The following is a 21013-nucleotide window of genomic DNA, read 5'->3' on the forward strand; positions in this document are numbered from 1 at the left end:
CGGAGGCGGTGGCGGAGCAACCTGCCTCCCGCCGAAGCCCACGGTCAGGCTCGCCAACAGCGAATGGGTAACCAGGTCATAGCCCAGGTTGCGCGCATTGGCCCCCAGTACGGTTGCCTCGTTCACGTCATAACGGTCGTTCAGCGTGGCATCGTCCACCCGGAAATAGCGGTACTTCAGCCCCAGTTCGATAGTGTCCGACAGCGGAGCATAGAGCCGCGCGATGCCCTGCCAGGCAAAGCGCATGTCATTGTCGTCCAGCGCCACGCGGCCGGGGACGGCAATGTCCTTGATGTCGACATCGGCAATGCCCACGCCGCCGCCGATCGAGAAGCCGATGCCATCGTTGCCGCCAAAGTCGAGCAGCAGGTTGGCCATGCCGCTGCCCACGCGGACATCACCATTGGCGGCATAGGTGCCGCTGGCGAAATAGGTGCCGCCGGTGGGGATGGGGCCGACGGGGCCGGTGATGGTGTCGATACCGAACCGCTTGTAGGCAGCTTCGCCTTCAAGCCGCACCATGCCGAAATCATAGCCGAGCACGGCACCGGCTTCCCAGCCGATGTCCTTGGGCTCGGCCGTAACGGTAAGCGGTGCACCCGTTACCGCAAAGGTGATATCGTCGGCGCGTACCACGCCGCCTTCGATGCCGAGATAGACCTGCCCGTCGCGGGCCATGGCGGGGGCTGCCAGAATGCTGGTTGCCAGCAACAGGCCGGTTGCGCATTTCCTCATGCGAATTCCCTTTTCGTCAACCGTGCGCAAAGTCGCACGACACAACCGTTCCTAGGTCCGGTTTGCGACAATCAGGAGACGCGGGGAGGGGGAATCAGACTTCTTTCAACCTGGGCATCAGTTCGACGAAATTGCACGGCCGGTTCCGCGCATCGAGCTGTTCGGCCAGGATCATGTCCCACCCGTCTCGCACCGCGCCGTTGGAGCCGGGGAGGGCAAAGATATAGGTTCCGTCCGCCACCACCGCGCAGGCGCGCGATTGCACGGTGCTGGTGCCGATGGTCTGGTAACTGAGCATGCGGAACAGCTCGCCGAAACCCGGGATATCGCGCGTCTTCACCCGGTCGAGCGCTTCGGGCGTCACGTCGCGCCCGGTCAGCCCCGTGCCACCGGTGGAGACCACCGCGTCCACGCCCGGATCGGCAATCCACCGGCGCAACTGGTCAGCGATCAGCGTGGCATCGTCTTTCAGGATCGTCCGGGCGACCAGCGCGTGGCCGCTGCCGGTAATCCGCTGTGCGAGGATATCGCCCGAGGTGTCCTCATCGGGCCCGCGCGTGTCGGACACGGTGAGCAGCGCGATGTTGATCGGCCTGAAGGTGCGGCTCTCGTCAATCGCCATCAGTTTCCACCTGCCGTCATATAAACTCGCCCGTCACCCGCGCCCGAGCCCGGGAAGGCCGGCCAGGCGTTTTGCGCCAGGGCGATGCGGCTCGGCGAGGGGGCATCGGCCTGACGCTCGTACATCCAGTAGTTGCGCATCACGATGGCGACATAGCTTCGCGTTTCCCAATAGGGGATCGCTTCCATGTAGAGCAGCGGATCGCCCAGATCGCGGATATCGCTTTCCCACCGCCGCACAGGAGTGAGACCGGCGTTGTAGGCTGCCATGATCTTGGGCAGCTTGTCGCGGGTAACCGGGTCTTCCTGCAGCATTTCAAGGTTGCGTTGGCCGAAAGCAAGGTTGGTGCGCGGCTCGTAGATATCGACCTGGTCCGGCCACAGTTCCAGCCGGGGCGCGTGCTGGCGCACGGTGATCGGCGTGATCTGCATCAGTCCCATGGCATCGGCGGGGCTGCGGGCAGAGGCGCGGAAGTTCGATTCCTGCAGGATATGGGCATAGGCCAGTGCCGGATCGACCCGCCAGCCGTTCAGCGGAGTCCAACGCGGGGTGGGGTAATAGCTCGCCGGATCGGCCTGCCCGCCGGAAGGCGCGTTGTAGGCCATGTAAAGCTGCGTCTGTACGAAGCCCAGATCGCGGGCGAGGCGAGAGAGTGCGGCATAGTCCGATGCATCGCCGATCCGCGCCTGGTGCAGCAGCACTTCACTCGCCAGAATATCCTGCCCGATCTCGGCCAGGGCAATGGCTGTGCGGACATTGGGCAGCCGGGTCAGGCGGGCAAGGTCATCAGCCGAAAGGTCGGCGCGGTTGACGCGGTCGGGCAGGCGGCGGCCAAGCTGTTCGGCAGCCAGCATGCCATACATCGTCTGGTCCTCGCCTGCTGCCAGCGCCAGCAGCGCGCTCGCCTCGCCCGGCTGGCGGCAGCGCAGGGCGGCGCGGTGCGCCCAGTAGAGCGCGGCGGCACGCAGTTCGATGTTCTGCGCCTGGTTGGCCGAACTGCGGAAAGCCGTCTGCGCCTCGTCGCAATCGTTCAGCCGCCAGGCGGCGAGGCCGCGCGTCCATTCGCCCTCTGCCACCCACGGTCCGCGCCCTTCGCTGGCGATGCGGGCCAGGGCGAGCGACTGCGGGTCCATGTTCTCGATGAAGTAGGACCAGGCCACCCGCGTGCGCCATTCGGCCCGTGCCTCGGGGCTGAGATTGGCATCGACCCCGTCGAGCAACTGGCGGGCGCCATCTGGATCGTCGTTGGTGATCGCGCGGTTGATGCCGGCGGCTACCTCATCCGGCATGGTAGTGTCCTGGATCGACGACGGACGCACCCTGCGCGGGAAGCTGCCGACCGAACGGAACTGGTTTTGCGTCGGCAGGCGCGGTGCCTCTGCCAGCCCACGGGTTTGCCCCAGCCGGACCAGTTGTGCGGCCTGGGGCAGCTCGTGCCCGACCTGCAACCATTGCTCGATCTGCGAGGCTTCGACCCGCGGCGAGCGGGCATGGGTGTAGTAGGTCGCCTGGGCTACGGCGTGGAGCGGCCCATCGCTGCGTTCGGCGAACAGGCGCTGGACCTCGGCCCAGTTCTCGCCGTCAATCGCGCGGAACACGCTGCGGTAATAGGCGGCATCGCCCTCCGACAATTGGCGCGGGGAATCAGGCCGCTCGACATGGGCGATGAAATATTCGCGCGATCCCTGCGCCTGGACCGTTGCGGGCAGGGCGGCGAGAAGCAGGCCGGTAAAGGCCGAAGCCAGGATTTTCATGTGTTTTCCGTCCATTCGAGCCACCGCCGCCAGAGACTGGCGCGGGCCTTTGCATTGGCCAGCAGATTGTCCGGTGCAAGGCTGGACAGCAATTCCATTGCCGTTCCGCTCAGCGGCACCTGATGCACGCCCCGCCGCTTTTCGAGGCCGAGCAGCGGGAGAATGTCATTTCCCAGCACCAGCAGGCGGCGCGGGGCGGCAAGCTGGATGTGATGGGCGAGCACGGCGCCCATGCCTTCGGCCTGCAGGCCCGACCAGTCGGCATGGGGCAGGTGGGCGGGGAGGGCCGAGGCCAGATAAGCCGCGTCGGGCGCGATCTGCATGGCGCGCAACATGTTGGCCACCAGCTTGCCGTGGGGGCCTGCCAGCAGGGTGCCGGTGTCGTCCGCCTCGGGCATGGGGACCACCACCATCAGTTCGGCCTTGGCGCTCCCGCCCGGGGCAATGCGGGTGCCGCCGGGGGCGAGCGAGGGTTCTGCCAGCCACCAGGCCGCAAACTCTTCCAGCGAGGCGGGCCAGGATGCGGGATCACCGCCGATGCGCGGCTTTGCGGGAATGACCGGTGCTGCGACCTTGCGCTCCACCTTTGGCGCGGGCGTGGCAGTTTCGCTTTCGGGATCGGGCAGCCAGGGCGCGGGTTCTTCGGCATAGTCCATGTCCACGCCCGCCTCGCGCCACCACTCGATAGCGGCGGCATAGGTCTGGGCAAGGTCCGGAGAGGCGCGGCTTTCCATTGCCTGCTCTTGACCTCCTGCCGGTCAGCGATCAAGTCCTGATGCCATGATGAACACTGTTATGAAGAGGGCCGGAGCATGAGCGAGCGCGAATCCATGCCGGTCGATGTTGTGATTGTCGGTGCTGGCCCGGCGGGGCTGGCGGCGGCGATCCGGCTGAAGCAGCTCGATGCTGCGCTGGAAGTGGTCGTGCTGGAAAAGGGCGCGGAGGTCGGCGCGCATATCCTGTCGGGCGCGGTGATCGATCCGCGCGCGCTGGACGAGCTGCTGCCCGACTGGCGCGATACCTGTCCGCTGGCGCAGGTGCCGGTGACCGAGAACCACCACTGGGTGCTGACGCGCGGCGGCAAGTGGAGCCTGCCACACCTGTTCATGCCCCCGCTGATGAGCAACAAGGGCAACTACACCGGCTCGCTCGGCAACCTCTGCCGCTGGCTGGCCGAACAGGCCGAAGGACTGGGCGTGCAGGTGTTCCCTGGCTTCCCGGCGAGCGAAGTGCTGTTCGACGATGCGGGCAACGTCATCGGCGTGGCCACGCAGGACATGGGCGTGGCGGCCGATGGCAGCCACAAGCCCGATTACCAGCCGGGCATGGAACTGCACGCGAAGTACACCCTGTTCGCCGAGGGCGCGCGGGGCAGCCTGACCAAACAGATGAAGGCGAAGTTTGGCCTCGATACTGACTGTCAGCCGCAGGTCTATGGGCTTGGTATCAAGGAGTTGTGGGACATTCCTGCCGACCGGCATGAACCCGGCCGGGTGATCCACACGCAGGGCTGGCCCCTGTCCGAAAGCGACACCTGGGGCGGCGGGTTCCTCTACCACCAGGCCGATGGGCAGGTGGCCTTGGGCTTCGTGACCGCGCTCGATTACGCCAACCCCTATGTCTCGCCGTTCGAGGAGTTCCAGCGCTGGAAGACCCATCCGGCCATCCGCGAGGTCATCGAAGGCGGCAAGCGCGTGGCCTATGGCGCGCGGGCGATAAACGAGGGTGGCTGGCAGTCGGTCCCCACGCTGGCCTTCCCCGGCGGCGCGCTGATCGGCTGTGCGGCGGGCTTCGTCAACGTGCCGCGCATCAAGGGCACCCACACCGCGATGAAAAGCGGGATGTTGGCGGCGGAGAGCATTGTCGCGGCGTCGGCGGCTGGCCGGGCCAACGACACGCTGGCGGATTATGACCCTGCGGTGCGTTCCAGCTGGATCGCGGACGAACTGGTCAAGGTGCAGAACGCCCAGCCGCTGGTGGCGAAGTTCGGTGGCGATCTGGGCACTGTGCTGGCGGGCGCGGACATGTGGCTGCGCACGCTGGGCCTGCGCATCACCGGCGCGATGAAGCACCACACCGATGCGGAGAATACCGGCCGCGCCGATCTCTACCAGCCGATCAAGTATCCCAAGCCCGATGGCAAGATCACCTTCGACCGCCTGTCCTCGGTGTTCCTGTCGGGCACCAACCATGCCGAAAACCAGCCGTGCCACCTGAAAGTGGCGGACATGGAACTGCAAAAGGCGAGCGAACTGGGCGTCTATGCCGGGCCATCGGCACGCTATTGCCCGGCGGCGGTCTATGAGTGGCATGTCGAGGATGGCGGCGAGCCAAAATACGTGATCAATTCGCAAAACTGCGTCCATTGCAAGACCTGCGACATCAAGGACCCGAACCAGAACATCACCTGGGTCACCCCGGAGGGCGGCGGTGGCCCGACCTATCCGAATATGTGAGGGTATCCTCCCCAGAATGGGGAGGGGGACCATGTGCAACATGGTGGAGGGGCGAGCGGCGGCGCGCCCCTCCACCCCCCTTCGGGCGGTCCCCCTCCCCGTACCGGGGAGGACCTGATGCGCGAAACCGCCTATGCCAAGATCAATCTCGCCCTGCATGTGCGGCGGCGGCGGGACGACGGCTATCACGAGCTGGAAACGCTGTTTGCCTTCGTCGATGCGGGGGATGAGCTGGTGGCGCGTGCTGCCGAGGCGGATAGCCTGACGGTGACGGGCGAATTCGCCGGCGGGCTGGACAATCCGTTCGACAACATTGTCGCCAAGGCGCTCAGCGCGCTGCCGCATGGCGGCGGGCTGGCGATTACGCTGGAGAAGAACCTGCCGGTTGCGGCAGGGCTGGGCGGCGGTTCGGCCGATGCGGGCGCAGTCTTCCGCATGATCTGCGACAGCCACGGCCTCCCCGATGACTGGCGGGACCGGGCGGCAAAGCTGGGCGCCGATGTTCCGGCCTGCGTCGATTCCACCACCCATGTCGGGCGCGGCACCGGGACCGAGCGCGAGGAGGTGGTGGACGATCTGGCCGGAACGCCTGTGCTGCTGGTCAACCCCCGCGTGCCGCTCTCTACCGGGCCGGTGTTCAAAGCGTGGGATGGCAAGGATCGCGGGCCCTTGCCCATAGGCTCGGCCCGCGAAATCGCGCTGGCCGGTCGCAACGATCTGCGCGCGCCCGCCATATCCCTGTGCCCGGTGATTGCCGATGTGCTCGAAGCGCTGGAAGCGACAGGGGCGTGGAAGGCCGAGATGTCCGGCTCCGGCGCGACATGCTTTGCGCTCTACGACAGCGAGGCCGCGCGCGATGCGGCGGCGGCGGCGATGCCTGAGCAATGGTGGACAATGGCCGGAAAGCTCCGCTGAACCCGCCCGGGCGTCTCGACTTCGCTCGACACGAACGGCAATAGGGCTGGATGGATCACCCAGCCTCTTACCAAGAAGCCTACCGCATCATCGGCACGCCCCGCTTCGGCGGCATCCTGGTGGTGTCCGACCACGCCAGCAATCGCGTGCCTGCGGACATCGACCTGGGCATTGCCCCGGAACTGATGGACCAGCACATCGCCGTGGATATCGGCGTTGGCGCAGTGGGCGAGCTGATGGCCCACTGGCCCGGCATCGCTGCCTTCCAGGGCAACGTCAGCCGCCTCGTCTGCGATTTCAACCGCTATCCCGATAGCGACGGTGTCGTGCCGCTGACCAGCGATGGTCATGCCATTCCCGGCAACGCGGGCCAGCGGCATGCACGGATCGAGCGGTTCTTCGATCCTTATCACGCGGCGCTCGCCCAGATGCTGGAAGACACCCCCCAGGCGCTGATCGTGTCGCTGCACAGCTTCACCCCTGCGCTCGCCACCTGCAGCAAGCCGCGCCCGTGGCATGTCGGCGTACTCTACAACAAGGACGACCGCGCCGCCCGCATCACGATCGCCATGCTGGAGGCCGAAGGGCTGGTGGTGGGCGATCAGGAACCGTACTCGGGCGTGCTCCTCAACGCCACGATGAACCGCCATGCCGAGGATGACGGGCGGCCCTATGTCGGCATCGAGGTGCGGCAGGACCAGATCGGCGATCCTGCCGGTCAGTTGCGCTATGCCGAATTGCTGACGCGCATCGCCAACCAAGTTGCGTTGAAGCTGGGCGCATAGCCGTGTAGGGCGCACACGATAAGCTAGACACCTCTCGGAGCCCCCACCATGCCTGTCTATCGTTCGCGCACTTCCACCCACGGCCGCAACATGGCCGGCGCCCGCGGCCTGTGGCGCGCCACGGGCATGAAAGACGAGGATTTCGGCAAGCCCATCGTGGCGATCGTCAACAGCTTCACCCAGTTCGTTCCGGGCCACGTCCATCTCAAGGATCTCGGCCAGCTGGTCGCCCGCCAGGTCGAGGCGGCCGGCGGGGTTGCCAAGGAATTCAACACCATCGCGGTGGATGATGGCATCGCCATGGGCCACGATGGCATGCTCTATTCGCTGCCCAGCCGCGAACTGATCGCCGACAGCGTGGAATACATGGTCAACGCCCACTGCGCCGATGCGATGGTGTGCATTTCCAACTGCGACAAGATCACGCCCGGCATGCTGATGGCGGCGCTGCGGATCAACATTCCGGTCGTGTTCGTGTCTGGCGGGCCGATGGAAGCGGGCAAGGTTGTACTCAACGGCAAGGAAGTGGCGCTCGACCTGGTCGATGCCATGGTCGCTGCCGCCGATGACAGCGTGAGCGACGAGGACGTGGCCGCGATCGAGCGCAGCGCCTGCCCTACCTGCGGTTCATGCAGCGGCATGTTCACCGCCAACTCGATGAACTGCCTGACCGAGGCGCTCGGCCTGTCGCTGCCCGGAAATGGCTCGCAGCTGGCCACCCACCTTGATCGCAAGGGCCTGTTCGAGCGGGCAGGGCGGCTGGTCGTGACGCTGGCCAAGCGCTGGTACGAGGAGGACGATGCCTCAGTCCTGCCGCGCAATATCGCCAGCTTCGAGGCGTTCGAGAATGCGGTCAGCCTCGATATCGCGATGGGCGGATCGACCAACACCGTGCTCCACCTGCTTGCCGCGGCGCATGAGGCGGGGATCGACTTCACGATGAAGGACATCGACCGCCTCAGCCGCAAGGTGCCGTGCCTGTCCAAGGTCGCCCCGGCCAAGAGCGACGTTCACATGGAGGATGTCCACCGTGCTGGCGGTATCATGGCGATCCTGGGCGAGCTTGACCGTGCGGGCCTGCTCCACACCGCCCTGCCCACGGTCCACAGCCCCACGATGGGTGATGCCCTGGCAGACTGGGACATCTGCCAGACCGAAAACCCCATGGTGCAGACCTTCTACAAGGCGGCCCCGGGCGGCGTGCCCACTCAGATCGCGTTCAGCCAGAACCGCCGCTGGGAAGAACTCGATACCGACCGCGAGCATGGCGTGATCCGGTCGAAGGCACATGCCTTCAGCCAGGATGGCGGCCTCGCCGTGCTCTATGGCAACATTGCCCGCGAAGGCTGCATCGTGAAGACTGCCGGCGTGGACGAGTCCATCCTCAAGTTCACCGGCCCCGCGCGGGTGTTCGAGAGCCAGGATTCCGCCGTCACCGCGATCCTGACCGACCAGGTCAAGGCGGGCGACGTGGTGGTGATCCGCTATGAAGGGCCCAAGGGCGGGCCGGGCATGCAGGAAATGCTCTATCCCACCAGCTATCTGAAATCGAAGGGGCTGGGCGCGGCTTGCGCCTTGCTGACCGACGGGCGGTTCTCTGGCGGCACCTCGGGCCTATCGATCGGCCACGCCTCGCCCGAAGCGGCCGAGGGCGGCGAGATCGCATTGGTCGAGGATGGCGACGTGATCGCCATCGACATCCCCGGACGCACGATCGAACTGCAGGTGGCCGACGAGGAACTGGCGCACCGCCGCGCAGCAATGGAGGCGAGGGGCGACGCCGCCTGGCATCCCGCCGAAGACCGCCCGCGCAAGGTATCGCCCGCGCTTCAGGCCTATGCCGCCATGACCACCAGTGCCTCCAAGGGCGCGGTGCGCGATGTGAGCCAGTTGAAGCGTGGCTGACCTGCGCCTCGTCGCTGTCGCGGGGGTGGCGCTGCTGGCCGCCTGCTCGGGCGACGCCCCTGCCGATGAAGCCTCAGTCGATGAGGGCAGCCTGATCGCCTGCGCCATCGGCTCGGCGACCGAATTCACCCGCAACTGTTCGGTCGAGCGCGCCGTGATCGATGGCGTGCTGACGCTGGTTATCAATCACGAAGACGGCGGATTCCGGCGGCTGACCGTGATGGACGATGGCAGCGGCGTGACTGCCGCCGACGGAGCCGACCAGGCGACCATCACCGTGTTCGACGGCGAGATCGAGGTTGCCATCGATGGCGACCGCTACCTCCTCCCGGCCACGATCGCCGGAGAGGCGGCCAGTCCCCATGCACCCGAGTAACCAGGTACTTACCGTCGCCCAAGTGCAGGCGGCGGAACAGGCGCTGGTGGACGGGGGTGAGACCATTTCCGGCCTGATGGAGCGTGCTGGCGCAGGGGCGGCGCAATGGGTCTGGCGCATGGCGGCAGGGCGGCCAGTCACGGTCCTATGCGGACCTGGTAACAATGGCGGCGATGGCTATGTAATTGCCCGGATTTTGGAGGAGCGTGGGCTCAAGGTTTCGGTGATCGCGCCGGTCGAGCCGCGCACCGATGCGGCCCGTGCGGCCCGCGCGGCATGGGGCGGGGAGCCGGTGGCTGATGCGCGCGGAGGTGTCTTCGTCGATTGCCTGTTCGGCAGCGGTCTTGCGCGCGCGCTGGACGATAACCTGCTGTCGCTGCTGCGCCGCCTCGCCCAGGCGCATGATCTGAGAGTGGCTGTGGACCTACCGAGCGGCATCAATGCCGACAGCGGCGAACCGCTCAATCCGCTGCTGCCGCACTACGACCTAACTGTGGCGCTGGACGCGTGGAAGTTTGCCCACTGGTTGATGCCTGCCATGCCCATGATGGGAACGCGCAAGCTGGTCCCAATCGGACTGGAGCAGGTAGGCGGTGCGGCGCAGATGCTATCCAAGCCGCGCCTGTCGCCGCCCGTGGCCTCGGCCCACAAGTATAGCCGAGGCTTTGTGGGCGTGATCGGCGGCGCAATGCCCGGCGCGGGCGAGCTGGCTGCCATGGCGGCCATGCGCAGCGGTGCGGGCTATGTGAAGCTGTTCGCCGACGATGCCTTTCCCGCCATGCCTGAACTCGTCACCGAAAGCGGCATCATTGATGAACTGGTGGCAGACCAGCGGCTCGACGTGCTGGTGGTCGGCCCCGGCCTCGGCCGTGACGCTCTGGCGCGCGAGAAGCTGCAGCAGGTCCTCGCCCGCGAACTGCCGACCGTGATCGATGGTGACGCGCTGGCCCTGCTCGATCCGGCCATGCTGTCGGGCCGGAGGGCGGGGCTGGTCCTTACGCCCCATGCAGGCGAACTCGAAACCCTCTACCGGGCCTGCGAGATCGAGGCAGGCAGCCGGTTCGGCCGCCTGTTTGCCCTGTCCCACGATACCGGCAGCGTTGTTATTGCCAAGGGTCCGGACACGATCATCGCCGCGCCCGACGGGGGCATGACGCTGGGCGCAAGCGCCATGGCGCCAAGCTGGCTGTCGGTGGCAGGCAGCGGCGACGTGCTGGCAGGCCTTGTCGCCAGCCGCCTGGCGACCGGGCTGACGCTGGAGGAGGGCGCGCGCCAGGCCGTCTGGCTCCACGCGCGCGCCGGACAGATTGCCGGACCTGCCTGCCTGCCGGGTGATCTGGTGGACGCCATTCCGCAAGCCATCGGAGAATGCCTGTGAGCGAAGTCGAACAGGTCATCCGCATCGCCGCCAAGGGCGATGGCGTCACCGCGTCGGGCCGCCATGTGGCGGGTGCTGCACCGGGAGACACGGTGGGCGAAGAAGGTGTCGTCGAGCGCGGTCCGCACTACCAAGTGCCGCCCTGTGCCCACTTCGGCACTTGCGGCGGCTGCGAGTTGCAGCACTGCGACGATGCGGCGCTGGCCGACCTCGTCCATGGCCGCGTCGCCTATGCCGCCCAGCAGCAGGGCCTCGATCCGCTGGCTGTTACACCAGCACACCTCTCGCCCCCGCGCAGCCGCCGCCGGGCGACGCTGCACGCGGTCAACGGCGGGAGCCGCGCGCTGATCGGCTTCCATGGCAAGGCATCGCACAAGGTCATCGACATGCGCGAATGCCATGTCCTGCGGCCCGAACTGTTCGCACTGGTTGGTCCATTGAAGGCCTATCTATCGAAACGGAAACAGAAATATTCTGCCGAGATCGACCTTGCCCTGACCGATCGCGGGGTGGATTGCGCGATCCGCAATCTCAAGCTGGAAGGGCTGGAGCAGACCGAGGACCTGCTCGATTTCTGTCGCGACAATGGCCTGGCGCGGCTGTCGCTCGACCTGGGCTATGGTCCCGAGACGTTCTGGGAGCCCGAGCCGGTGACGGTAACCCTTGGGGGCGTACCGGTGTCCTATCCGAGCGGCTCGTTCCTCCAGGCGACGCAGGATGGCGAGGATGCGCTGACCTCCGCCGTGGTGGAATGGCTGGGCGATTGCACTGCGGTGGCCGACCTGTTCTCCGGCCTCGGCACTTTTGCCTTTGCGCTGGCGGGCCGCGTGCCGGTGACGGCGGCCGAGGCGTCGCGTGATGCGGCGCTGGCCTGCCGTTCTGCGGCGGCGCGCTATCGCATGCCGGTGGAAGTCCTGCACCGCGACCTGTTCCGCGGCCCTCTGCGTCCTGAGGAGCTGGCGAAGTTCGATGGAGTGGTGATCGATCCGCCACGCGCAGGCGCGCGCTCGCAGGTGGAGCAGCTGGCGCAAAGCGGGGTGAAGCGCGTGGCCTATGTCAGTTGCAACCCGCTCAGCTGGTCGCGCGACGGGGCTTTGCTGGTGGCGGCGGGATACCGGCTGGTAGAGGTGCGACCGGTTGGCCAGTTCCGCTGGTCAACCCATGTCGAGCTGGCGAGCCTGTTCATCAAGGATGGCGAATAACTGCTTGAAAAGCCATTCTCGTGCCAGATCCGAACTGAAGGCGTGGTCTGCCTCGGCACAGATTTGCGATTTTGCGGGATCGTCCTGGCAGATCGACCTGAAGGCTTGCGCGGTACGATCCCTTCCAGCCAGCAAAAAGCGATAATCGGGCTTTCCGAACCAGTCGATTCCTTCGGACATCCTTCGGGCCAATGAACTGGGTGGAATAGCTGGACGCATTGCCTGGCGGATTCCACTCGCCAGCTTCTTCAGCGACACACCTCCGGTTATCAGCCGCAGCACTTCACGCGGATTCTTCAGCTTTTCGGCATAGCGGTGGCGGACCGCCTCGGGTGGCGGCGCTTCTTCCGGTGTGTCGAAGGTCCACGGGTTGGCCAGGGCGAGGGCGTCGAGTCCTGCGCCTCCTGTCAGCATCAGTGCCGAAGCGGCATCGCAATTGCCGAAGCCGACAAGGCGCGTGATTTGCGGTTGCTCGTGGCGGAAAGCGGCGATGGCGGCCGCAATGTCCTCTGCACTGCCGGTAAAGCCGCTGTTCTCGCCGCTGCTGTCGCCGACGCCGCGCCGGTCGAACCGCAGCACCGGGTAGCCAGCCGCCGCGATCCGTGCCGCCATCTGCGCCTGGCCCGAGAATGCCCCAGCGCGCGTCTCGTTGCCTCCTGTCACCATCAGCAGCCCGACCGTGCCGGAGGCCTCGTCCACCGTGGCGGCAAGCTCGTCGCCTGCACAGGGGAAAGTGAAATGGCGGCGGGTCACGCCAGCAACCCTGCTGCGATGATCCGCGCAAGGGCTTCGGCCTGGGCCTGATCGTGTTCCGGTTCGGCACGCAGCCACAGGCCGGGGCCGCCGATTTCGGCCTGGGTAACGGAGGTCAACGCGCTGTGCGGCAGTTCCGCTTCGGCCAGACCTGCCACCATCTCGGCCCCCAGCCGGTATCCGGCAAGCACCAGCCCACCGGCCTTGCTCCGTTCACACAAACCATCCGAAGTTTCAGCGTTACCTGCTTCTTTCGATGCAATAATCTGCGCCCGCAGCATTGCGCGCAGGGCAGACTTTCCGGCCAGCGGGACCCAGGCCCAGCCGGGCAGGTCGGGCGCGATATTGGTCGCTGCCCGCACCGCCAGCACATGGGTGCAGCCCAGTTGCCGCGCAGCCTCGACCGCAGCGGCACGCCAGCTTGGCAGATCCTGCTTGTCCAGTGGCGCGAGGCTTTCGTTACAGCCCGGCAGATCGGGCAGCATGCTCGCCACGCCGAGCCGCTCGAGCGCGCGCATGGTCTCGATCGTCACATGGCGCAGCTTGTTGCCTTCGTCGAACCATGCGGGAAGCACCAGCAGGCGCTGCGTTCCGCCATCGCCGAAGGCCAGGGCCAGTTCCTCGCTGCCGCCGGGTGCAGTCCAGCCGGTCAGCTTCATCGGCTGTCAGCCGTCCGCGCGCTTGGCGAGGACGAAGGCGAGCAGGGCGCCGAAAGTTTCCAGCATGTCGCCATCCACCTCGTCGTCCTCGATCAGCACGTCAAGGCGATCCTCGATCTCGGTCAGCAGGCCTGCCACGGCCATCGAATCGAGTTCCGGCAGGTGGCCAAACAGGCCGGTGTCCGCATCGAAAGCAGCAACACGTTCTGGCGAGAGGCCCAGCACATCTGCCAGCACGCCGCGCAGGATCAGCTCGGCCTCGAATTGGTCGGAATGCATGGCGGGAACGGTGTCGGTCATCGGCGCCTCCTAGCCAGCCCCAATGGGCGAGACAAGCTTGCGCAGAGCCTGTTTGGCCAGGGCAGGCCAGTTGCGCGGGTTGCCGGGGCGCAGGCAGGTGAGGCGGAAGCGCGGGCGGGTGGCTTCCATCCAGTCGGCCTTGTAGCCATCGTTACCGGTGCCGAAATCGACCTCGGCCACATGATCGCGGTCGATCACCTGCTCCATCAGGGCGGCGGTCAGGGTGGTGCCGGGCGACAGCGGCTGCGCGCTTTCGAGATGGGCGAGCTTGTGGATATAGGCCGTGCCCTGTTCCACCGTCCAGAACTGCGCCGCCACCGGCTCGCCCCCTGCCGTGGCCATGCCGAACAGGTAATGCCCGGCTTCGCTTTCCTGCTGGGCAAAGGCGCGGAGGAGGGCAGGGTCGCCTTCTTCGGGCTTCCAGCTGTTGGCGTAGATATGTTCGTAGGCGGACCAGTCAGCGGCGTCGAACTGGCGCGAGAGGCGCACTTCCACCTTCTTGGCCTTGCGCTTCAGCGTGGTGCGCAGGGGACCGGGGCGGGCGGCGAGATATTCGGCATAGCTGCGTCCCGCCACCGGGAGGTAGTGGTTGGTGTCGCACACATCGCGGGCGACATGCCAGCCTGCCTTGCGGAAGGCGCCCTCCAGCCGGTCGGCGTCCTGTTCGGTCAGCTTGGACAGGGTCACGGCATGGCCGCCAAGCTGCGATGCCAGATCGACATACAGGGAAGTCGGCGGTGCGGGCGTGGCGAGAGGGGACCAGGTGAAGGCGTACCAGTTACTCAGGATGTCGAGCCTGCCAGCCTTTTCGACCAGCGGCAGGGCGATGGCGCCGCGCTCGTCAGCCACGGTGGCCAGCAAGGGCCGTTGCCCCGCCCGTTCTAGCAGTGCAAACCACGATGGGCGCACGAACGGGCCCTTGCCTGCAAGGTCGCAGGAAGGCAGATCGTTAACCGTGCCGTGATAGGCGATTGCCGTCACCGATAGATCCCGTCTGGAGCCTGATACCGCCCGTGCCTGTCCATGCGCCCGACCCCGTGCCTTATCCGCTCGATCACCTTGCCCTGCGCGGGCGGGATGACGATGCGGCGCTGGTCCTGCGCGGGCAAGTGCTTAGCTGGAAGGACTTAAGAAGCCGTGTCGCCCTGCTTGCGGGCTGGCTGGCAATGCTCGGCCTGGAGCCTGGCGCGCGGGTGGCGACCTGGGCGGCGAAGGGCGAGCTGACCTGCCTGATACCGCTCGCGGCGGCGCGGGCAGGGCTGGTCCATGTGCCCGTCAACCCGCTGCTCAAGCGGGCGCAGGTTAGCCATATTGTGACCGACAGCGGGGCGCGATTGCTGATCGGCACCGAAGCGCGGCTCGCCAGCCTCGAACCGGACGACTGCCCCGCCGATTGCAAGCTGCTGGGCGAACGCGACACCTGGACTGTGGTGGAAACGGCGAATAATCCAGTCGATCCCTCCACTGCCGACCCGGCTGCGCTTGCCGCGATCCTCTATACCAGTGGCTCCACCGGACGGCCCAAGGGCGTGATGCTGAGCCACGCCAACCTGTGGCTCGGTGCGGTCAGCGTGGCGCATTACCTGGGGCTGCAGCGGGATGACGTGACGCTGGCGGTGCTGCCGCTCAGCTTCGACTATGGCCAGAACCAGCTTTTGAGCACCTGGTACGCCGGAGGCAGCGCGGTCCCGCTGGACTACCTGGCCCCGCGCGATGTCATCAAGGCCTGCGCCCGTCATTCGGTCACCACACTGGCGGCTGTTCCTCCGCTGTGGGTGCAACTGGTCGAACAGGACTGGCCGGTAGAAGCCGTGTCCGCGATGCGCCGCCTGACCAATAGCGGCGGGGCGTTGACTTCGGACATGGTGTTAAAGTTGCGCACCATGTTCCCGCAATCGCGCCTTTTTCCGATGTATGGCCTGACCGAGGCTTTCCGCTCGACCTTTCTCGATCCGGACCTGGTGGACAGCCATCCGACTTCGATGGGCGAGGCCATCCCCTTTGCCGAGATCCTTGTCATCAACGATGCCGGAGAACTCGCGGCACCGGGCGAGGAGGGCGAACTCGTTCACTGCGGGCCGCTGGTGGCGCAGGGCTATTGGCAGGACCCTGCGCGCACGGACGAGCGATTCAGGCCAGCGCCGCCGATGTCGCACTATGGCGGCATGGCGGTATGGTCGGGCGACCGGGTCGTGCGTGACGAGGCTGGCCTGCACTATTTCGTCGGAAGGCGCGATGCGATGATCAAGAGCGCGGGCAACCGGATCAGTCCGGCAGAGGTGGAGGAAGCAGCCATTGCCAGCGGCCATGCCGTGGAAGCCGCTGCGCTGGGTGTGCCTGACGAGCGGCTTGGCCAGGCGATCCACCTGGTGGTGCGCGGCTCGCGTGACGAGGCGGGCCTGCGCGAGGCTTTGCGGCGCGAACTGCCCAATTTCATGCAGCCGGCGGTGATCCGCTGGGTTGCCACCATGCCGCTCAACCCCAACGGCAAGATCGACCGCACCGCGCTGGCTGAACAGGTTCCCGCATGAAGCCGCTCGGCCCGATCCCGCCCGGCTTTACCGCCCGCAACGGCGAACTCGTGATCGGCGGGAAGATTGTCAGCGCGCTGGTCAAGGAGGCGGGCGGCACGCCGCTGTTCGTCTATTCACGCGACCTGCTTGATGCCCGCATGGCTGCCTTGCGCGCCGCCATGCCGCAACGGCTCAAGATCCACTATGCGATGAAGGCCAATCCCTTTGCCGCGCTGCTGGAACACATGGCCGACCTCGTCGATGGCCTCGACATCGCTTCGGGCGGGGAGCTGGACATGGCGCGCAAGGCGGGATTCCTGCCGGGCGAGATCAGCTTTGCCGGTCCGGGCAAGACCGACCGCGAGCTGCTGGCCGCCGTGCGCGCGGGCGTGACGCTGAATATCGAATCCGCTGCCGAGGCACGCCGTGCGCTGGATGGGGGCCAGACGTTGGGTGTGGCGCCGCGCCTCGCAATCCGGGTGAACCCCGATTTCGAGCTGCGCGGATCGGGCATGAAGATGGGCGGCGGTGCCAAGCCTTTCGGGGTGGACCAGGCCGATGTGCCCGCGCTTGGCCGCGAGATCGTGGCCGCCGGGGCTAGGTGGCGCGGCCTGCATATCTATACCGGCAGCCAGGCGCTCGATGCCGCAGCCGTGATCGAGATGCAGGGCAATGTGCTGGCCGTGGCGGCCGAGCTGGCCGATGCCATCGGGGCTGGACTGCCGCATCTCAACATGGGCGGCGGTTTCGGCATTCCCTATTTCGACAAGGACCAACCGCTCGATATCGCGGCGGTTGGCGCGGCATTGGCCGAGCGGTTCGACACGCTGCCGGATGGGCTGCAAGCCACTGAATTCGCCATCGAACTGGGCCGCTACCTGGTGGGCGAGGCGGGCGTTTACCTGACGCGGATCATCGAACGCAAGGTGAGCCACGGCACGACTTTCCTCATCACCGACGGAGGGATGCACCACCAGCTTGCCGCATCGGGCAACTTCGGCACCGTGGTGCGGCGCAATTATCCTGTGGCGATCGCCGGCCGCTTCGATGCGGAGCCAACCGACGAGGTAAACGTCGTCGGCTGCCTGTGTACCCCGCTCGACCGGCTGGCCGACAATGCCCTGTTGCCCCGCGCCGATGCGGGCGACCTGGTCGCGGTGTTCTGCGCCGGAGCCTATGGCGCCAGCGCCAGCCCCAGCGCTTTCCTGGGGCAGGGACCGGCCAGGGAAATACTGGTTTAGGACTCTGCCTCCGTGCCGTCCCGATGCGGGACAGGCCTCCCGAAATCCCGCAAATCAGGGCGTTTTGGCCGTTAGGCTAACGCAATGTTCACCCTTTTTGGCGACAAGGCACGCTGGATCCACGGGCTGTGGAAACCGGCGAACGGCATCGCTGCGTCCTCCATTGCCCGAACCCTTGAGGACGCATCGATGCGACGGAACAGAATTGCCCCCCTCCTAGCCGCCGGTGCCACGGTGTCGTTCGCCCTGTCGGGATGCAGCACCACGGCCAATGCGCCGCAGCTGGCACCCGCCACTTTCGTGGCGATGCAGGAAGGTCCGGGCGAGGAATATGTCATCGGCCCGCTCGACAAGCTGACCATCCACGTCTGGCGGAACGACGAGCTCGGCGCCGAGGTGCAGGTGCGCCCCGATGGCCGCATCACCACGCCGCTGGTGGCCGACATGCCTGCCGTGGGCAAGACGCCGACCATGCTGGCCGAGGACATCCGACTCCAGCTGTCGCAGTACATCGCCGATCCGCTGGTGACGGTGATCATCAACGAATTTGCCGGCACCTTCAGCCAGCAGGTGCGGATTGTCGGTGCGACCGAACAGCCCGCCTCGATCCCCTACCGCGCCAACATGACGCTGCTCGACGCGATGATCTCGGTCGGCGGCCTCAGCGAATTTGCCAGCGGCAACCGCGCGCGGCTGATCCGTTTCGACCGCACGACCGGCGGCCAGCGCGAATATGCGCTGCGGCTGGGCGACCTGCTGCGCCGGGGTGACAGTCAGGCCAATGTCATGCTGATGCCGGGCGATGTGATCATCATCCCCGAAAGCATGTTCTGACAGGAGCGCCAGGTTGAACCAGCTCCTCGAAGAAGTCCGCGCAGCGCTGTGGTCGGTATGGAACCGCCGGTGGCTGGCGCTTGGCGTGGCTTGGGCCCTCTGCCTGGCCGGCTGGCTGGTCGTGGCCCTGATCCCGAACACCTATGAAAGCGAAGCGCGCATCTTCGTGCAGCTCGACGATGTACTGGCCGAACAGATCGGCATCGGCGCGCAGAGCCGCCAGCGCTCGATCGACCGGGTGCGCCAGACCCTGGTCAGCTCGGTCAACCTCGAAAAGGTCGTCCGCTCCACCCAGCTGGGTGACGGCATTACCGATGCGCGCGACATGGAGCGCGCCGTCGCCAATCTGGCTGACGAAATCAAGGTTGCGGGCGAGGGCGAGAACCTGTTCGAGATCACTGCCACCAGCGGCCGCAGCGACCTGAGCGACAGCGAGAATGCCCAGCTGGCCCAGACCGTGGTCCAGCGGATGATCGACATTTTCCGCGAGGAGAACCTGGGCGGTTCGCGCGGCGACATGACTTCTTCAATCGACTTCATCAACCAGCAGCTTGCCGCCCGCCAGCGCGAGCTGGAGGAAGCCGAACAGCGCCGACTGGAATTCGAAGCGCTCTATCCCGAATTGATCGGCGGGACTGCAGGCCTGCAGCAGCAGTTGGCCGGATCGCGGGCCGAATTGCGCAGCATCGAGGCCGACCTCGCCGCTGCCGAGAGCGCGTTGGCCGCGATTGACGGTCAGATTTCCGGCACGCCGCGTACCCTTATCACGGCCGAAGGCGGCGGTCCGCGCGCGGCGCTGGCCCAGGCCGAAGCGACGCTGGCGCAGTACCGCTCGCAAGGGCTGACCGACCAGCATCCCGATGTCGTCACCATGACCCGCCAGATTGCCACCCTGCGGGAACGCGCGGCGGCAGACAACGGGCAGACAGGGACGCAGAACCCGGTCTATTCCTCGCTCGTCACGATGCGTTCGCAGCGACTGGCGAATGTCCAGGCGCTTGAGTCGCGCAGTGCCGCATTGCGCGCGGAAATCTCCAGCATCATGTCGAGCCAGTCGCAGGAACCGGGCGTGTCGGCCGAGGCCCAGCGCATCAGTCGCGACTACGAGGTGCTGCGCACGCAATACGAAGAACTGCTGCGCGATCGCGAACAATTGCGCCTGCGTGGCCAGGTCGAATCGGAACGCAGTGCGATCCAATTCGAAGTGGTCGATCCGCCAAGCACGCCGCGATCGCCTGCCGCGCCCAACCGTCCGCTGCTGCTGGTCGGCGTGCTACTGCTGGGTCTTGGCGCGGGTGCAGGTTCGGCCTTTGCCCTCAGCAAGCTGGGTTCGACCTTTGCCACGGCCAGCCAGCTGGAGCGGACCTTTGACCTGCCGGTGATCGGCACGATCTCGCATACGGTGACCGAAGCGGGGAAAGCGCTGCGCGCCCGCCAGACCAGGTATTTCGCCGCTGCATCGGGCGCGTTGGGCGTGTTGTTCGTGATCCTGTTGGGCGTGGAATTCGTCCAGCGCGGCTTGCTGGCGTGAGGATGGCACGATGACCGAACACAGCAAGATCCCTGTCCCCGGCGCCGAACCTGCCGACGCAAAGGGCGAGAAGAAGTCGCTGTTCGAGCGGGCCGAAGGCATGTTCGGGCTGGAAGGCTATTCGCCTGCCCCGGTCCCGCTTGATCTGGCCCCGCCGGTAAACCGGCCGGTGGATAGGTCCGCCAGGCGCGCACCTGCACCCCAGCCGGAATCCGCTCCGCCGCAAGTGGTGGAAGTTGTAGTGCCCGCGGTGCAGGCGGCTCCTGCTGTCGCTGCGCCAGTCGCGCCGCCCGCGCCAGTCGCGCCCGATGCCCCGCGCATCGACTTTTCCGCGCGCGAGCATCCGGTCGACCGGGCACTGCTGGAACGCCACGGCCTGATCGACCCCGAAGGCCCGGTGACCGCACTGCTGGAAGAATTCCGCATCGTGAAGCGCTCGCTGCTGAAGTCGGCGCGGGCCGATGCGACAGGCATGGCGCGGCGCGTGCTGGTCTGTTCGCCGCTGCCGAATGAAGGCAAGACCTTCTGCGCCACCAACCTTGCGCTCGCCATGGCGGCAGAGCGCGATTGCGAGGTCGTGCTGGTCGATGCCGACGTGGCCAAGCCTTCACTCCTGTCGCTGCTCGGCCTGCCCAAGGGGCCGGGGCTGATGGACGCGCTGGCCAACCCCTCGATCCAGGTCGAGGACTGCGTGATCGCGACCGACATTCCGGGGCTTTATGTTCTGCCCGCCGGGCACCAGACCAATGCCGACAGCGAATACCTCGCCAGCGAACGCACGGTCGAAGTGCTGGCGCGGCTGATGCAGGGTGCGCCCGAACGCATGGTGGTGTTCGATTCGCCGCCCGCGCTGGCCGCATCGCCCGCTGCCGACCTGGCGCATCACGTGGGGCAGGCGCTGGTCGTCACCCGCGCCGACAAGACCGGGCAAAGCGCGCTGGAAGACGCGCTGACGCTGCTGTCGAACTGCCCGGACATCAAGCTCTTGCTCAACGACGCGCATTTCAGCCCCAGCGGTCGCCGCTTCGGGGCCTACTATGGATATGGAGGCTAG

The 21013-nt window shown here is 66.5% G+C and carries 20 protein-coding genes; 12 read left to right on the forward strand and 8 right to left on the reverse strand.

Annotation, left to right across the window (positions count from 1 at the left end; all coding sequences use genetic code 11):
* From M3P36_RS12480 to M3P36_RS12495, 4 genes are all read right to left on the reverse strand, one after another.
* Positions 1-735 (reverse strand): outer membrane beta-barrel protein (locus M3P36_RS12480; RefSeq protein ID WP_249703998.1); only part of this gene is annotated, 735 nt, incomplete at its 3' end.
* A gap of 94 nt (positions 736-829) precedes the next feature.
* Positions 830-1357: a molybdenum cofactor biosynthesis protein B gene (gene moaB, locus M3P36_RS12485; RefSeq protein WP_249704000.1), complete on the reverse strand. Its 528-nt coding sequence runs from the start codon at positions 1355-1357 to the stop codon at positions 830-832.
* Positions 1357-3111 (reverse strand): lytic transglycosylase domain-containing protein, encoded by a 1755-nt coding sequence (locus M3P36_RS12490; protein ID WP_249704002.1) that lies wholly within the window; start codon positions 3109-3111, stop codon positions 1357-1359. The genes moaB and M3P36_RS12490 overlap by 1 nt, the downstream gene beginning before the upstream one ends.
* Positions 3108-3845, reverse strand: a complete 738-nt coding sequence (locus M3P36_RS12495; RefSeq protein ID WP_249704004.1) for a uracil-DNA glycosylase family protein — start codon at positions 3843-3845, stop codon at positions 3108-3110. Before M3P36_RS12495 ends, M3P36_RS12490 begins: the two co-directional genes overlap by 4 nt.
* Positions 3846-3923: 78 nt before the next feature.
* Here M3P36_RS12495 and M3P36_RS12500 point away from each other — a divergent pair, with 78 nt between their 5' ends.
* From M3P36_RS12500 to M3P36_RS12530, 7 genes are all read left to right on the forward strand, one after another.
* Positions 3924-5567: an electron transfer flavoprotein-ubiquinone oxidoreductase gene (locus M3P36_RS12500; protein WP_249704005.1), complete on the forward strand. Its 1644-nt coding sequence runs from the start codon at positions 3924-3926 to the stop codon at positions 5565-5567.
* A gap of 117 nt (positions 5568-5684) precedes the next feature.
* Entirely contained in the window at positions 5685-6482 is a 798-nt protein-coding gene (locus M3P36_RS12505) for a 4-(cytidine 5'-diphospho)-2-C-methyl-D-erythritol kinase (RefSeq protein WP_249704007.1), read from the forward strand.
* 50 nt (positions 6483-6532) lie between these two features.
* Positions 6533-7267, forward strand: coding sequence for an N-formylglutamate amidohydrolase (locus M3P36_RS12510; RefSeq protein WP_249704009.1), 735 nt, complete (start codon positions 6533-6535; stop codon positions 7265-7267).
* A gap of 48 nt (positions 7268-7315) precedes the next feature.
* Positions 7316-9172 (forward strand): dihydroxy-acid dehydratase, encoded by a 1857-nt coding sequence (gene ilvD, locus M3P36_RS12515; protein WP_249704011.1) that lies wholly within the window; start codon positions 7316-7318, stop codon positions 9170-9172.
* On the forward strand, positions 9165-9548 hold the full coding sequence (locus M3P36_RS12520; protein WP_249704013.1) for a hypothetical protein: 384 nt from the start codon (positions 9165-9167) through the stop codon (positions 9546-9548). The genes ilvD and M3P36_RS12520 overlap by 8 nt, the downstream gene beginning before the upstream one ends.
* Positions 9535-10926 carry an NAD(P)H-hydrate epimerase gene (locus M3P36_RS12525; RefSeq protein WP_249704016.1) on the forward strand — a complete coding sequence of 464 codons (1392 nt, stop codon included), beginning with the start codon at positions 9535-9537 and terminating at the stop codon, positions 10924-10926. The genes M3P36_RS12520 and M3P36_RS12525 overlap by 14 nt, the downstream gene beginning before the upstream one ends.
* Positions 10923-12128 (forward strand): class I SAM-dependent RNA methyltransferase, encoded by a 1206-nt coding sequence (locus M3P36_RS12530; RefSeq protein WP_249704019.1) that lies wholly within the window; start codon positions 10923-10925, stop codon positions 12126-12128. Before M3P36_RS12525 ends, M3P36_RS12530 begins: the two co-directional genes overlap by 4 nt.
* Here M3P36_RS12530 and M3P36_RS12535 read toward each other — a convergent pair.
* Genes M3P36_RS12535 through M3P36_RS12550 form a run of 4 tightly spaced genes read right to left on the reverse strand, consistent with a single transcriptional unit; the run spans position 12081 to position 14821 of the window.
* Positions 12081-12881 (reverse strand): hydrolase 1, exosortase A system-associated, encoded by an 801-nt coding sequence (locus tag M3P36_RS12535; protein ID WP_249704021.1) that lies wholly within the window; start codon positions 12879-12881, stop codon positions 12081-12083. The genes M3P36_RS12530 and M3P36_RS12535 overlap by 48 nt on opposite strands.
* Positions 12878-13540: an alpha/beta hydrolase family protein gene (locus tag M3P36_RS12540; RefSeq protein WP_249704023.1), complete on the reverse strand. Its 663-nt coding sequence runs from the start codon at positions 13538-13540 to the stop codon at positions 12878-12880. Before M3P36_RS12540 ends, M3P36_RS12535 begins: the two co-directional genes overlap by 4 nt.
* Positions 13541-13546: 6 nt before the next feature.
* Positions 13547-13840 (reverse strand): acyl carrier protein, encoded by a 294-nt coding sequence (locus M3P36_RS12545; RefSeq protein ID WP_249704025.1) that lies wholly within the window; start codon positions 13838-13840, stop codon positions 13547-13549.
* Between the two features lie 9 nt (positions 13841-13849).
* The gene (locus M3P36_RS12550; RefSeq protein ID WP_249704027.1) at positions 13850-14821 is read right to left on the reverse strand and encodes a GNAT family N-acetyltransferase; all 972 of its coding nucleotides are present in this window, start codon (positions 14819-14821) and stop codon (positions 13850-13852) included.
* A 56-nt stretch (positions 14822-14877) separates the two neighbouring features.
* Here M3P36_RS12550 and M3P36_RS12555 point away from each other — a divergent pair, with 56 nt between their 5' ends.
* The 5 genes from M3P36_RS12555 to M3P36_RS12575 all read left to right on the forward strand — a co-directional run bounded on the left by M3P36_RS12555 (position 14878) and on the right by M3P36_RS12575 (position 21013).
* Positions 14878-16371: an acyl-CoA ligase (AMP-forming), exosortase A system-associated gene (locus M3P36_RS12555; protein WP_249704029.1), complete on the forward strand. Its 1494-nt coding sequence runs from the start codon at positions 14878-14880 to the stop codon at positions 16369-16371.
* The gene (locus M3P36_RS12560; protein WP_249704030.1) at positions 16368-17594 is read left to right on the forward strand and encodes a pyridoxal-dependent decarboxylase, exosortase A system-associated; all 1227 of its coding nucleotides are present in this window, start codon (positions 16368-16370) and stop codon (positions 17592-17594) included. The genes M3P36_RS12555 and M3P36_RS12560 overlap by 4 nt, the downstream gene beginning before the upstream one ends.
* Positions 17595-17783: 189 nt before the next feature.
* Entirely contained in the window at positions 17784-18428 is a 645-nt protein-coding gene (locus M3P36_RS12565; RefSeq protein ID WP_249704031.1) for an XrtA/PEP-CTERM system exopolysaccharide export protein, read from the forward strand.
* 13 nt (positions 18429-18441) lie between these two features.
* Positions 18442-19959: an XrtA system polysaccharide chain length determinant gene (locus M3P36_RS12570; RefSeq protein WP_249704032.1), complete on the forward strand. Its 1518-nt coding sequence runs from the start codon at positions 18442-18444 to the stop codon at positions 19957-19959.
* A gap of 10 nt (positions 19960-19969) precedes the next feature.
* Complete coding sequence (locus M3P36_RS12575) at positions 19970-21013, forward strand: P-loop NTPase family protein (RefSeq protein WP_249704033.1); 1044 nt, start codon at positions 19970-19972, stop codon at positions 21011-21013.

Origin of the sequence: Altererythrobacter sp. KTW20L, from assembly GCF_023501975.1 — a bacterium.
GTDB lineage: Bacteria > Pseudomonadota > Alphaproteobacteria > Sphingomonadales > Sphingomonadaceae > Alteraurantiacibacter.

Coding starts and splice junctions, on each gene's coding strand:
- moaB (WP_249704000.1), bottom strand. CDS start 1,357: ATGGCGATTGACGAGAGCCGCACCTTCAGGCCGATCAACATCGCGCTG.
- M3P36_RS12490 (WP_249704002.1), bottom strand. CDS start 3,111: ATGAAAATCCTGGCTTCGGCCTTTACCGGCCTGCTTCTCGCCGCCCTG.
- M3P36_RS12495 (WP_249704004.1), bottom strand. CDS start 3,845: ATGGAAAGCCGCGCCTCTCCGGACCTTGCCCAGACCTATGCCGCCGCT.
- M3P36_RS12500 (WP_249704005.1), top strand. CDS start 3,924: ATGAGCGAGCGCGAATCCATGCCGGTCGATGTTGTGATTGTCGGTGCT.
- M3P36_RS12505 (WP_249704007.1), top strand. CDS start 5,685: ATGCGCGAAACCGCCTATGCCAAGATCAATCTCGCCCTGCATGTGCGG.
- M3P36_RS12510 (WP_249704009.1), top strand. CDS start 6,533: ATGGATCACCCAGCCTCTTACCAAGAAGCCTACCGCATCATCGGCACG.
- ilvD (WP_249704011.1), top strand. CDS start 7,316: ATGCCTGTCTATCGTTCGCGCACTTCCACCCACGGCCGCAACATGGCC.
- M3P36_RS12525 (WP_249704016.1), top strand. CDS start 9,535: ATGCACCCGAGTAACCAGGTACTTACCGTCGCCCAAGTGCAGGCGGCG.
- M3P36_RS12540 (WP_249704023.1), bottom strand. CDS start 13,540: ATGAAGCTGACCGGCTGGACTGCACCCGGCGGCAGCGAGGAACTGGCC.
- M3P36_RS12545 (WP_249704025.1), bottom strand. CDS start 13,840: ATGACCGACACCGTTCCCGCCATGCATTCCGACCAATTCGAGGCCGAG.
- M3P36_RS12560 (WP_249704030.1), top strand. CDS start 16,368: ATGAAGCCGCTCGGCCCGATCCCGCCCGGCTTTACCGCCCGCAACGGC.
- M3P36_RS12565 (WP_249704031.1), top strand. CDS start 17,784: ATGCGACGGAACAGAATTGCCCCCCTCCTAGCCGCCGGTGCCACGGTG.
- M3P36_RS12575 (WP_249704033.1), top strand. CDS start 19,970: ATGACCGAACACAGCAAGATCCCTGTCCCCGGCGCCGAACCTGCCGAC.